This window comes from Nonomuraea sp. bgisy101, from assembly GCF_057708945.1.
Window position 1 is genome coordinate 159,377 of sequence record NZ_JBYITD010000006.1, and the last position, 12,927, is coordinate 172,303.

Here is a 12,927-nt window from a genome sequence, read left to right on the forward strand (position 1 = left end):
GGCACAAGACCACAAAGAACACCGGGCAGCCTGAGGGGAGTCCTCCCCTCGGTGCGGGGGTTCGAGGGGCGGACCGCTTCTCTGCTGTGACGAAAATCACATGATCTGAAAAGCCCTGGTTGGTCAAGGGAAGTCCAACCGAATGCCATGTTTGGGTTGCGAACCACCCCCCAAGTCAGGGCAAGCTCATAGGTCGTGAACCCAGGTCCGCAGTTGAGTGAGCGCTCCGCACCCGAGGTGCCCCGCGGCCGGCGGCGCCCGGCCCGTTCCTCCAGGCTGTCAGCCAAGCGGGTTCTGATCATCGGCCTGACCCTCGTGGTCGTCTTCGGCGGCGGCGGCTTCGTCGCCTACACCGCCTACCAGAACGCCTCGTCCCCGCCCCCGCAGCAGCTCAGCCTCGCGGAGATGAACGGCCTGCTCGGCGGCGACCCCTTCGCCACCGACCCCAGCGCCGACGTGCTCAAGTCCGCCGCGGTCGACGCGATGCGCAAGGACCAGCTCGCCGCCAGCCGCAAGGGCAAGCCCAAGCTGAACCCGATCGAGGTCGTCGACCAGGGACCGGGCGGCGACGGCATCCCCGCCGCCAACTTCCCTCCCGGCAGCAACCCCTCGCCCGGCAGCAACAAGGCCGTGGCCAAGGGCATGCTGTCGAGCTTCGGCTTCGGCGACGACCAGTGGGGCTGCCTGGAGAAGCTCTGGCAGAAGGAGTCCGGCTGGAACGAGCGGGCCATGAACCGCTACTCCGGCGCCTACGGCATCCCGCAGTCGCTGCCGGGCAGCAAGATGGCCAGCGCGGGCGGCGACTGGCAGACCAATGCGACCACCCAGATCAAGTGGGGCCTGGGTTATATCAAGGGTCGTTACGGTACGCCTTGTGGCGCGTGGGGCCATTCCACGGCAACGGGCTGGTACTGACACCCCCAGTGATGGGCAAGTCCGCTCGCCGACGGTGACGGGACGGCTCACGCTGGCCATGTGAAGGTCAGCGTGATCGTGAATGTTCACAATCCCGGCGACACCGCCGACGAGTGCATCCGCTCCGTGCTGGAGCAGACGCTGCCGCCGGACGAGTACGAAGTGATCTTCGTGGACGACGGTTCCACGGACGGGATCGCCGAGCGGCTCGACACCGTCGCGTCCGTCAGGCGCAACGTGCGGGTGCTGCACCTGCCGTACACCGGCACGCCCCTGCGCGGTCGCAACGTGGGCATCGCCAGCGCCAGGGGCGACTACGTCTACCTGCTCGACCAGGGCGACAGGCTGGAGCGGGGGGCGCTCGCCCTGATGCACGGGCGGGCCGTGGAGACGGAGGCCGACGTGCTCGTCGGCAGGCTCGTACGCGACGCGGGGCCGCCGATGGTCGCCTTCGAGGCCAACAGCGAGCGCGCCGACATCCTGCGCGACCGGCTGCTCACGCTGCTCACGCCGCACAAGCTCTACCGGCGGTCCTTCCTCGAGCAGGAGCGGCTCGGCTTCGCCGTGTCTGGGGGGAAGGTGGCGGAGCAGGCGTTCTCGCTCTGCGCCTACCTGAGGGCGAAGATCATCGCCGTGCTCGCCGACGAGGTGTGCTGCCACCTGGGCGAGCAGGAGGAACGGGTCGACGAGCCCGCGGTCGTGGTCACCGAACTGCGCGCGCTGCTCGACGTCGTCGACGGCGGCACGGAGGAGGGGCGCCAGCGCGACCGGATCTACGCGTTCTGGTACCGCTCGATGGTGCTGCGCCCGTTCCTGACCCCCAGGTTCGCGGGGTCGTCGGTCGACAGGGGCCTCACCTTCACCATCTTCAGGGAGCTGGTGCTCGAGCGCTTCCCCGAGCGCCTGGACCGCTACCTGCCCGTCCACCTGCGCGCCGTCGCGTCCATGATGCGCGCGGGCCGCCTGGACCAGCTCGTCAGCTTCGCCAACGAGTCCCGGCGCGGCGAGCTGAGGGCCGAGCTGAGCGATGTGCGCTGGTCGGGGGAGGTGCTGGAGCTGGGCCTCGCGGTGGAGATCCACACCTCCGCGGGCGAGCCGGCCAGGTTCCGCGAGGAGGAGGACAGGCTGTACTGGCGTCCGCCGGGGTCGGTCGACCAGACGCTGCTGCCCGACGCGGTCACGGACGTCACCGACGCCGTCGCCAAGGCCCGCATCGAGGTCTACGTCAGGCAGGAGGAGACAGGCGACGTCTACTTCGTCCCCGTGGTCTGCGACATCGTGCGCATCAGGGAAGGCGGCAGGGTCAGGGTCCAGGTGCACGGGCAGGCGCGGATCGACGTCACCACCGCCGCGCTCGGCGAGGCGCTGCCGTCGGGCCTCTGGGCGGTCCACGTCAGGATGTACGGCGGAGCGCACCGCGCCGCCACCACGGTCAGGCACTCCGAAGGGCCGTTCACCTGCCTGGGCGTGCTGGCCGAACGGCCGAGGCGGCGCCTGGTCGTGCCGTGCTGGAGCGACGACGGGGAGCTCAGCCTGTGCATCGAGCCCAGGTCGTTCTCCCACTCGATCGCGCTCGTCTCCCGCGGAACGACCGTCACCAGGCAGAAGCGCCACATCTACGTGGTGGTGCCGGTGCCGTACGTGCCGCCGAGCGGCGGTCCCGCCATCGAGCTGGTGCTGCGCCACACCACCCGGCACCGGGAGATCAGCGCTCCCGCGCTGGTCGAGCCGGGGCTGCCCGGCAGGACCGCGGGGCAGCTGGTCGCCAAGGTGCCCGTCGCCCGGCTGCTGCCGGGCAAGGACCAGCTCGGTCCTGGCTCGTGGGTGTCGTCGCTGCGCACCGACGAGTCGGAGACGGGGCTGCGATTCGCGCTGGAGATGCGCGGCGGCAGGATCGAGATCGTGCCGATCACGGCGGTCGACCCCGAGCACGACCCGATGGGCCCCGACACCCCGCTGCGCAGGCTGGCCCGTCGCGTGCCAGGCGCACGGTTCGTCCTGCGGCTGGCACGCGCGGGCAGGCATCGCTACCTACGCGACTGAAGGTGCTCCACGAGCAGCCTGCGGAACTCCTCGGGGTGTTCGAGGTGCGGGCTGTGTCCGCACTCGGCCAGCACGGCCTCGCGGTAGTGGCCGTAGCGCTCCAGCGCCGCCCTGGTCTGGGTGACCATGGGCTGCGCCTGGGTGCCGGGCGAGCCGGGCACGACGCCGAGAACGCCCAGGTGGGCGAGGTCGAACAGCGAGGCGTCGGAGACGATGACGTCGTCGGCGCCCCTGATCCACAGGATCGGCGGCCTGGGGTCGATCGTGTGGAGGTCGTCGACGCGGAAGTGGTTCGGCGCCATGGCGTTCAGGACGCCGCGGGTGCCGGGACGCACACCGGGCCAGGCCTCGGACGTGGCGGCGTCGCCGGGGTAGTGGTCCTCGCCGACCTTCGTGGTCAGCATCGCGGCCACGTAGAAGTCCTCGTCGGCGACGGGCTTGGCGACGTAGGAGGAGCGGAAGACGCTGCGGGGGGACGTGGGCGCCTCCTCAGACAGGTCGCCCTTGGCGAGCCTGTCGAGGAAGTCGGGGTTCACGGCGCCCGCGCCCGACCCGGTGCCGTCGGCGTGGGTGAGGACGCCGTCGGCGCCCTCCGTGCCGCCGTAGCCGTACGGGGAGACGGGGTTGACGAGAGTGAGCGAGCGGACCAGGCCGGGCCTGTCACGCAGGAGCTGGGTGATGACGCCGCCGCCCATGCTCCAGCCCACCAGGTGGACAGGGCCCAGCTCCATGGCCTCGACCAGGGCGATCAGGTCGTCGGAAAAGTCGCGCAGGCCGCGCGTGGCGTCCACGGGGGCGGGGTCGCTGTCGCCGAAGCCGCGCAGGTCCACCGCGAGCGCCCGGTACGGCTCGGGCAGCGCGGCCAGGGTGTCGCGCCAGAACGCGGCCGACGACACGTTGCCGTGGACGAACAGCACGGGCTCGCCCTCGTCGCGTGGCCCGCTCAGGACGTTGTGGGTGAGCCTGGTGGTGGTGACCTTCATGCGCTGACCTTCCCTTCCGCGAGGTCGCTGCCCTGCGTCTCGCGGGCAGCGTAGACCGCGATGAGCGTGAGCGCCGCCGCCACCGCCAGGTAGACGGAGATCGGCACCCAGGTGCCGAAGTCCTGCAGGAGCTTGACCGCGATGATCGGAGCCAGCGCGCCCGCCACGATGGCCGACAGCTGGGCGCCGATCGACACGCCCGTGTAGCGCATCCGGGTGCCGAACAGCTCGGAGAAGAAGGCGGCCTGCGGGCCGTACATCATGCCGTGGAAGAGCAGGCCCACCGTCACGGCCAGCGTGATGGCCAGGAAGCCGCCGGTGTTGATGAGCGGGAAGAAAGCGAAGATCCACACGCCGATTCCCGCCGCGCCCGCCAGGTAGATCGGCCGGCGGCCGACGCGGTCGGACAGCGCGCCCCACAGCGGGATCGTGATGAAGTGGATCGCCGAGGCGATGAGCACCGCGTTCAGGACGGTCGGCTTGTCCAGCTTCACGACGGTCGTGCCGTAGGTGATGACGAACACGGTGATCAGGTAGAAGGAGATGTTCTCGGCCATGCGGGCGCCGATGGCGATCAGCACGTCGCGCCAGTGGTGCCGGAGGACGCCCGCGATCGGCGTCTTGTCCTCGAGGGGAGGGGCCTGCTGGAAGACCGGCGACTCGGTGATGGACAGCCGGATCCACAGCCCGATCAGCACCAGCACGCCCGACAGCAGGAACGGCACCCGCCATCCCCACGACAGGAACGTCTCGTCGGACTGGAAGGCGGCCAGCAGGGCGAGCACGCCCGTGGCGAGCAGGTTGCCGCCAGGAGCGCCCGCCTGCGGCCACGAGGCCCAGAAGCCGCGCCTGCCGGCATCGCCGTGCTCGGAGACGATGAGGACCGCGCCGCCCCACTCCCCGCCGAGCGCGAAGCCCTGCACCAGCCGCAGCGCGGTCAGCAGCAGCGGCGCGCCCGCGCCGATAGCGGCGTGGGTGGGCAGGCAGCCGATGAGGAAGGTCGCGACACCCATCATGAGCAGGCTGATGACGAGCAGCGTCTTGCGGCCGAGCCGGTCGCCGAAGTGGCCGAAGACGAGGCCGCCGAGGGGGCGGGCGACGAAGCCGACGGCGTAGGTGAGGAAGGCCAGCAGCGTGCCGGTCAGCGGGTCGGAGTCGGGGAAGAACAGCTTGTTGAACACGAGTGCGGCCGCCGAGCCGTACAGGAAGAAGTCGTACCACTCGATGGTCGTGCCGATCAGGCTCGCGGCCACGATCTTTTTGATGCTCATGCGCTTTCGCCTGTCTGATGGAGTGGGGGGTTGCGCCCACGGTAAAGAGTGACCGGTGTCACTCATATGGGCGCACACCCCACACTCTGGGGCGGTGATATGTGGGTCAGCCGCTGAGCCGGTGCAGGCGGAGCGCCAGCTGGATCTCCAGGGCGCGTTCGGGCTCCTGCCAGCCGTCGCCGAGCAACTGGGCGACGCGGTCGAGCCGCTGGGTGACGGTGTTGACGTGGATGTGCATGACCTCGGCGGTGCGTGAGGGCGAGGAGCCGGAGCCGAAGTAGGCGGCCAGCGTCTTGAGAAGCGCGGTGCCCCTGCGCTCGTCGTAGTCGATCACGGGGCCCAGCGTGCCGGTGACGAAGGCGCTCACGTCGCGGCCCTCGCCGATCAGCAGCCCGACGAAACCGAGCTCGGTCGCGCTCGCGCCCTCACCCGCCCGGCCGAGCGCCAGGAGCGACTCGGCGCAGCGCAGCGCCTCCTTGTGCGCCCGCGGGACGTGCGTGGGGTCGGTGATCGGGCCCGTCGCGCCCGCCGTGGCGGGGGAGCCGAGCGAGATGGTCAGCTCGGCGGCCACACGCTGGGCCGCCGCGCCGGGGTCGGCGCCCGGCAGCAGCAGCACCGCCTCCTGTCCGCGGGCGGCGGCCAGGCCGCCGGAGAGCGTGGCCTGCGAGGAGGCCCAGAAGGCGGCCCGCTCTCGCTGGCCCTCGTGCCTGGCCACCACGACCACGTGCGGGGCGGTCAGGTCGACACCGAGCCTGCGGGCGCGGTCGGTGAGGCCCTGCGGGTCAACGGCCGCGCGGGAGATGAGATCGTCGAGCAGTTCGCCGCGCACCCTGCCCTCGGCCTCGGCCACGCTCCTGCGGAACAGCAGCAGCAGCGCGCAGACCAGCGCCGCCCGCTCCAGGATCCGCTCGTCCGCGGCGTCCCTTCTGTGCGGGTCGCTCCTCAGCACCAGCGTGCACAGCGGGGCGCTCGCCGTGATCATGAGATCGCCCCTGCGGACGGTCCTGCCCGGCACGGCCGCGTCGAGGACGCCCGGCTCCACCTCGCCGACCAGTGGCCTTCCCGTCTCGTCGAGCACGGCCAGCGTGCCGCCGAGCACCTCGGTCACCACGGCGGCCACGTCCTCGATGCCGCCTCCGCGCAGCACCAGCGAGGTCATCCTGTCGTGGGCGAGCGCCGCGCGCTCCACCGCGTCGCTGTGCTCCCTCGCGATCCTGTGCGCGTGCGAGAGCTCCTCCAGGGCGTTGCGCGTCTCCTGCAGCAGCCTGGCGTTGTCGATCGCGACCGCCGCGTGCGCCGCCAGGCTGGCCAGCAGCGCCACCTCCTCCTGAGCGAACGGCCGCGCGCTGCGGTTGGCGGCCATCAGCACGCCGATCACCCGCTGGCCCAGGCGCAGCGGCACGCCGAGGATGGCCACCAGGCCCTCCTCCTTGACCGCCTCGTCGATGACGGTGGTGTGGCGGAAACGAGCGTCGGCGAAGTAGTCGGCGGTGGAGTACGGCGTCGCGGTCTGCGCCACCAGGCCGCCGAGCCCGGCGCCCATCGCCAGCCTGAGCGCCCGGAAGGCGGCGGAGATCGAGCCGTCGGTGACCCGCATGTAGGTGTCGCCGCGCTCGGGGTCGTGCAGCGTCATGTACGCGGTGTCGGTGCCGAGCAGCTGCCTGGCCCTGTGCACGATCGCCTCGAGCACGGCGTCGAGGTCGCGCAGCCCCGCCAGGTCGCCCGCGGTGTCGTAGAGCGCGCTCAGCTCGGCCTCGCGGCGCGCCCTCCGCCTGAGCAGCGCCCGGACCTTGAGCGCGGCCAGCTTGGCCTCTTCGAGCTCCTCGATCGTCCGCGCGCTCGCGCCCTCGGCCCTGGCCTTGAGCGTCGGTCCCTCGAACTCGACCGCCGACGCCTCGCGCGCCAGCAGGTCGAGGAACGCTAGCGAGCCGTCCATCCGCCGTCCACGGGGAGGGAGACGCCCGTGATGAACGAGCCCGCCGGCCCGCACAGGTAGGCGACCAGCCCGGCGACCTCCTCGGGCTCGATCAGGCGCTTGATCGCGGCGGGGGCGAGCATGATCTGCTCCACGACCTCGGACTCGGGGATGCCGTGGGACGCGGCCTGCGCGGCGATCTGCCGCTCGACCAGCTCGGTGCGCACGTAGCCGGGGTTGACGCACGTCGACGTCACACCCTTGCCCGCCCCTTCGAGCGCGATCACCTTCGACAGCCCCTCGAGCCCGTGCTTGGCGGCCACGTAGGCCGCCTTGTACGGCGAGGCCCTGAGGCCGTGGACGGAGGAGATGTTGACGATCCTGCCCCAGCCCGCGGCGTACATGCCCGGCAGTACCCGCCTGGCCAGCAGGAACGGCGCTTCCAGCATGACCTTGACGATCTTGGCGAACGTCTCGGGAGGGAACTCCTCGATCGGCGCGACGTGCTGGAAGCCCGCGTTGTTGACCAGGATGTCGACAGGCTGGTCGGGCAGCTCGTCCAGGAAGCGGGGGTCGGACAGGTCGGCGACGACCGCGACGCCGCCCGTCTCCTTCGCCACCCGCTCCGCAGACTCGGCCGACATGTCCACGGCCAGCACCCTGGCGCCGGCGGCGGCCAGCCTGACGGCGCAGGCCCTGCCGATCCCGCTACCCGCCCCCGTCACCAGGGCCGTTCGCCCGGTCAGCTCGTCGGTCATGCCTCGGACCCTAGACCCTTCCCCTTCCGAGGCACATGGAGCCCGGCCACATACCTCTATGGATCACTATGTGGACATCTTAATGAGCCCGCCCGCGAACGCCTTCTGGCTCAGCGCGCCCAGCTTCACCACCGAACTCGGGTAGACGCTGCCGCAACTGGTGTCCTTGGCGACCAGGTCGGGTCTGATCACCGCGGAGTCGATGACGCCCTGGCCGTAGCCCATGAGGAAGGAGCGCAGCTCGACGGGGGTGGGGTCGACGCCCTCCTCCTCCAGTGACCTGTCGATCTCGGCGACCTCCCTGGCGATGGCGTCGGACAGCGTGCGGTCCTGGGCGGCCTGAGCGAGGATGTCGCGTCCGAAACGGGCGTAGATGTGCTCCAGTGGTGTGGCGGACAGGTGCCTGGTCAGGTCCTTGGTCCTGGCGTCGCGCATGGCCTGCATGAGGCGGAGAAACAGGATCTTCATCTGGTCGGTGACGCCGGCGTCGGCGCCACGCCTCCTCTCGCTCCTTCGGGGGACGTTGTCGTAGAGCTGGCAACCTCATGGAGCGACGGCGGACCGCGCTGCGCCGACCTGTGCTGTCCTGGGACGCTCACATCGCCTCCCTCGGCTCCCCGCGGGCGCGGGACGGCCACACCGGCATCGATACCCCGGTCGCCGGCGCCGTTGACCACCGAGCGCGAAACGCAATCCGGTTGTTGCACGGGGCCGTCCTGCCTTTCGCCAGAGGGTTGACGACTTCCTCTGACGACGTGATGGGTCGTTCGGATGGCGGCGTTGGCGAATCGTTATCGCAGGCCGGGCAGAACGTTGGCATATGCCGGGAATACCTTTGCCGGCCCCGGCCAGGGCAGCACCCTCGGGCGGCCGATCACCCCGAAGGCCCCGGCTCCGCGCGTGGAGCGCCTCAGGGGGAGGGCTTCGTCATGGACAGCACGTCCAGGATCGCGTCGAGCTCCTCCTCCGAGATGGTGCCGTTGGCGACGTGTCCGCGCTCGATGACCACCTCGCGGATGGTCTTGCGCTCGGCCAGGGCCTGCTTGGCGATCTTCGCGGCCTCCTCGTAGCCGACGTGCCGGTTGAGCGGCGTGACGATCGAGGGCGAGGACTCGGCGTACTCGCGCAGCCGCTCGGTGTTGGCGGTGATGCCGCCGACGCAGCGGTCGGCCAGCAGGCGGGAGACGTTGGCGAGCAGGCCGATCGACTCCAGGACGTTCCTGGCGATGACGGGCAGCATGACGTTCAGCTCGAAGTTGCCGGAGGCGCCCGCGAAGGTGATGGCGGCGTCGTTGCCGATGACCTGGGCGGCGACCATGGCCGTGGCCTCGGGGATGACCGGGTTGACCTTCCCCGGCATGATCGAGGAGCCGGGCTGGAGGTCGGGCAGGTTGATCTCGCCGAGGCCCGCGCGGGGCCCCGAGCCCATCCATCGCAGGTCGTTGGCGATCTTGCTCAGGGAGACGGCGACGACCTTCATCTGGCCGGACAGCTCGACGATCGCGTCCTGGCTGCTCTGGGCCTCGAAGTGGTCCTCGGCCTCGACGAACCGGATGCCGGTCGCCTCGCTGAGCTTCTCGATCGCCTTCGCCGCGAAGCCCGGCGGGGTGTTGATGCCGGTGCCGACGGCGGTGCCGCCGAGCGGGAGCTCGACCACGTGGGCGAGGGCCGACCTGACGCGGTTGACGCCGTGCTCGATCTGGGAGGCGTAGCCGCCGAACTCCTGGCCCAGCGTGACCGGGGTGGCGTCCATGAGATGGGTCCTGCCGGACTTCACGGTCCGGTCGAACTCCGTCGCCTTCGCCCGCAGCGCGACCGCCAGGTGCTGCAGCGAGGGGATCAGATGGAAGACGACCTCGGTGGCGGCGGCGACGCGGATCGAGGTGGGGAACACGTCGTTGGACGACTGCGAGGCGTTGACGTGGTCGTTCGGGTGCACAGGCCGGCCGAGCCGCTCCTGGGCCAGCGTGGCGATGACCTCGTTGGCGTTCATGTTCGAGGAGGTGCCCGAGCCGGTCTGGAACACGTCGATGGGGAAGTGCGCGTCGTACTCGTTCTCCGCCACGTCGGCGGCGGCCTGCGCGACGGCCTCCGCCACGTCCTTGTCGAGGACTCCGAGTTCGGCGTTGACCTCGGCGGCCACCGCCTTGATCAGGCCGAGCGCGGCGATGTGAGAGGGCTCCAGGCGGCGTCCCGAGACGGGGAAGTTCTCCACGGCTCGCTGCGTCTGTGCGCGCCACCGGGCGTCGGCGGGGACGCGGACCTCACCCATGGAGTCGTGCTCGATCCGGAATTCACTCATGTGTCCAAGTCTGTGCGATCCGGATCGAGCGCGGCGTGCCGGGGTCAGGAGATGGCGGCGATGACGAGAATCGCGATCACGGCGAGGGCCACGATGGCGACGCCGATGAGGATGAGGACGCCCGCCCTGTTGCCCTCCTTCTCCGGGGTCTTCGCTCCCGCGATGGCGAACAGGTCGGTGCCCAGGCCCGGCTGCCGGTCGGGGTGGTCGGTCCCGTAGCCGCCGGGCTGAGCCGGTACGGCCGAGCCGCCGCCCTGTCCGGGGGGCATGCCGTTGTAGGGGGCGGCGGGCGGCGGACCCGCGTATCCGGGGAACCCCGGCCCGCCGGCGTACCCCTGCTGGGCACCTGGCCCCTGCTGGGCACCTGGCCCCTGCTGAGCACCAGGCCCCTGCCGGGGACCGGGCCCCTGCTGCTGCGCGGGACCCGCGGGCGCGCCGGTAGCGGGCCCCGCCGGGCCCCCGAAGGCGCCTCTGCCGTCCTGGCCCATGGGTCCCGAGAACGCGCCGGGCCCCTGCTGCCCGGCGGGCCCTGAGAACGCTCCAGGGCCGCCCGGCTCGCCGTGCGGGCGCGGGCCCTGGGGGGCCCCGGCGCCGGGCGGCGGGAAGACCGGCTTGTCGGCACGCGTGTTGGGGAGGGTCAGCCGCGAGGTCACGATGGCGCCCTCGTCGACCGGTTCGACCGGCGTGGGCCGCGCCGGCTTGGGTCGCTGCACCGCCATCGTCCTGTCGGGGTCGAACGCCTCCATCACCTTCGGGATGTCGCTGGTCGGCGTGTCGGCCACCATCCGCAGCAGGGTCTCGGCCTTGGCCGCGGTCAGCCGCAGGCGGTGGTCCTTGTGGAGCATCCCTTCGAGCACGGGGCGCAGCGCCCCCGCCTGCGTGGGCGGATCCGCGCTCTCCGTCATCAGCGCGGCCAGCGTCTCGGCCACCGTCGCGCGCTCGTATGCGGGCCTGCCCTCCACGGCGAAGTACAGGGTCGCGCCGAGCGACCAGATGTCGGACTCCGCGCCCGTGTACTCGCCGCGCGCCCGCTCGGGCGCCGTGTAGCCGGGGGAGCCGATCACCATGCCGGTCTTGGTCAGGCGGGTGTCGCCCTCGGCCTTGGCGATGCCGAAGTCGGTGAGGACGATCCTGCCGTTCTCGGTGATGAGCACGTTGCCCGGCTTGACGTCGCGATGCGTGACGCCCTGGGCGTGGGCGGCGCGCAACGCGCCCAGCAGGTCGACGCCGATCTCGGCCACCAGCCGCGGCGGCAGCGGACCCTCCTCCTCGATGACCTGCTCCATGGAGCGGGCCTCGACGAGCTCCATGATGATCCACGGACTGTCGTCCTGGATGAGGACGTCGTGGATCGAGGCCACGGAAGGGTGGCTGATCCGCGCGGCGGTACGGCCCTCGCGGACCATGCGCTCGCGCAGTTCGACGCGCTGCTCCTCGGTGAGCCCTGGATCCTGGCGGATCTCCTTGATCGCCACCTCGCGGCCGAGGGCACGGTCGTGGGCCCGCCACACGGTTCCCATCGTCCCTCTGCCGATCGGAGTGATCAGCTCATAGCGTTCCGCGAGCAGGCGCTTCTGCTGTTCCGGCATGAGAAGAAGATATCTATTCTCGCTTGGAGAACGCTTTACCCACGCTTGCGAAGTTCACGCGGCCAGAAGCGTCGTGGAAGGAACAACTTTATCACCGTGGCCATAAATCGGGCGTAGGCCGATGGATTGGGCCGCTGCTCGACGACCTTCCTGTGCACGCCCTCGCCCGGCCTGCGGTGCGCCCTCGGAAGCGGGACGACGGGAGTCGGCGCGGTCGTCTCCGCCCTGTGCAGGCCGCGATGGGTGGGCCTGCGCGCCGGGCCTGGACGCGGGATCCTGCTGGTCCTGGTGGCCAGCGGGTCCTCCGCCGCCCCTCCGGCCGCGACGCGGGCCAGCATGAGCGAGGCGCGCACCGAGTCGAGCCTGGTGGCCGGGTCGATCCTGAGCAGGGCGTCGAGCACGGGGGCCAGCGGCCCCGCCTTGACCATGGGGATGGGCTCGCCGCTGGTGAGCGCGGCCAGCGCGGCGGCGGCCGTACGCCTGCCGTGCAGGCCCCTGCCCTCGACGGCCGTGTAGAGGGTCGCGCCGAGCGACCACAGGTCGGCCGCGGGACTGGCCTTCGCGCCGAGTACCCGCTCGGGCGCGATGTAGCCGGCCGAGCCGAGCACGATGCCCGCCTGCGTGATCGAGGCGTCGCCCTCCATGGCGGCCAGGCCGAAGTCGGTGAGCACCGCCCTGTCGTCGGTGACCAGCACGTTGCTGGGCTTGACGTCGCGGTGGAGGATGCCCTTGGCGTGGACGGCCCGCAGCGCGCCGAGCACCTGCCTGCCGATCTCCGCGGCCCTGCGCGGCGGCAGCGGGCCCTCCTCCATGATGAGCTGCTCCAGAGACCGGGCCTGGAGCAGCTCCATCACGATCCATGGACGTTCGTCCTCGGTGACGACGTCGAAGACGGTGATCACCGAGGGGTGCGCGACCATCGCCGTGGCCCTGCCCTCACGCTCGGTGCGGGCACAGAGTTCGGCCCTCAGCTCCTCGTCGAGAACCGTGGGCAGGCGCACTTCCTTGACCGCTACGTAACGGTCGAGCAACTCATCGTGCGCTCGCCAAACCGTGCCCATACCGCCGCGGCCGACCGGCTCCATGAGCCGATAGCGCGCGGCAAGGAGGTAACCGGACGGCGCACGCATGGCAGGCAGCTTACCTATTTG

General features: G+C 71.1%; 10 protein-coding genes. 2 read left to right on the plus strand and 8 right to left on the minus strand.

What is annotated here, in order from left to right:
* Positions 1-213: 213 nt before the first annotated feature.
* Positions 214-915: an aggregation-promoting factor C-terminal-like domain-containing protein gene (locus AC3EO4_RS13545; protein ID WP_379583022.1), complete on the plus strand. Its 702-nt coding sequence runs from the start codon at positions 214-216 to the stop codon at positions 913-915.
* A gap of 60 nt (positions 916-975) precedes the next feature.
* Positions 976-2,958, plus strand: coding sequence for a glycosyltransferase family 2 protein (locus AC3EO4_RS13550; protein WP_488186341.1), 1,983 nt, complete (start codon positions 976-978; stop codon positions 2,956-2,958).
* Here AC3EO4_RS13550 and AC3EO4_RS13555 read toward each other — a convergent pair.
* The 8 genes from AC3EO4_RS13555 to AC3EO4_RS13590 form a co-directional block, all read right to left on the minus strand.
* Positions 2,943-3,941 (minus strand): alpha/beta fold hydrolase, encoded by a 999-nt coding sequence (locus tag AC3EO4_RS13555; RefSeq protein ID WP_431895719.1) that lies wholly within the window; start codon positions 3,939-3,941, stop codon positions 2,943-2,945. The two genes, AC3EO4_RS13550 and AC3EO4_RS13555, sit on opposite strands and share 16 nt — an antisense overlap.
* Positions 3,938-5,212: an MFS transporter gene (locus AC3EO4_RS13560; protein ID WP_379583028.1), complete on the minus strand. Its 1,275-nt coding sequence runs from the start codon at positions 5,210-5,212 to the stop codon at positions 3,938-3,940. The genes AC3EO4_RS13555 and AC3EO4_RS13560 overlap by 4 nt, the downstream gene beginning before the upstream one ends.
* Before the next feature lie 106 nt (positions 5,213-5,318).
* On the minus strand, positions 5,319-7,148 hold the full coding sequence (locus AC3EO4_RS13565) for a helix-turn-helix domain-containing protein (RefSeq protein ID WP_431895721.1): 1,830 nt from the start codon (positions 7,146-7,148) through the stop codon (positions 5,319-5,321).
* Positions 7,133-7,885 (minus strand): 3-hydroxybutyrate dehydrogenase, encoded by a 753-nt coding sequence (locus AC3EO4_RS13570; RefSeq protein ID WP_431895723.1) that lies wholly within the window; start codon positions 7,883-7,885, stop codon positions 7,133-7,135. Before AC3EO4_RS13570 ends, AC3EO4_RS13565 begins: the two co-directional genes overlap by 16 nt.
* A 66-nt stretch (positions 7,886-7,951) precedes the next feature.
* Entirely contained in the window at positions 7,952-8,353 is a 402-nt protein-coding gene (locus AC3EO4_RS13575) for a hypothetical protein (protein WP_379583034.1), read from the minus strand.
* Between the two features lie 442 nt (positions 8,354-8,795).
* Positions 8,796-10,187: a class II fumarate hydratase gene (locus AC3EO4_RS13580; RefSeq protein WP_431895725.1), complete on the minus strand. Its 1,392-nt coding sequence runs from the start codon at positions 10,185-10,187 to the stop codon at positions 8,796-8,798.
* A gap of 44 nt (positions 10,188-10,231) precedes the next feature.
* Entirely contained in the window at positions 10,232-11,776 is a 1,545-nt protein-coding gene (locus AC3EO4_RS13585; protein WP_431895727.1) for a serine/threonine-protein kinase, read from the minus strand.
* A 35-nt stretch (positions 11,777-11,811) separates the two neighbouring features.
* Positions 11,812-12,906 (minus strand): serine/threonine-protein kinase, encoded by a 1,095-nt coding sequence (locus AC3EO4_RS13590; protein ID WP_379583039.1) that lies wholly within the window; start codon positions 12,904-12,906, stop codon positions 11,812-11,814.
* Positions 12,907-12,927 lie beyond the last annotated feature (21 nt).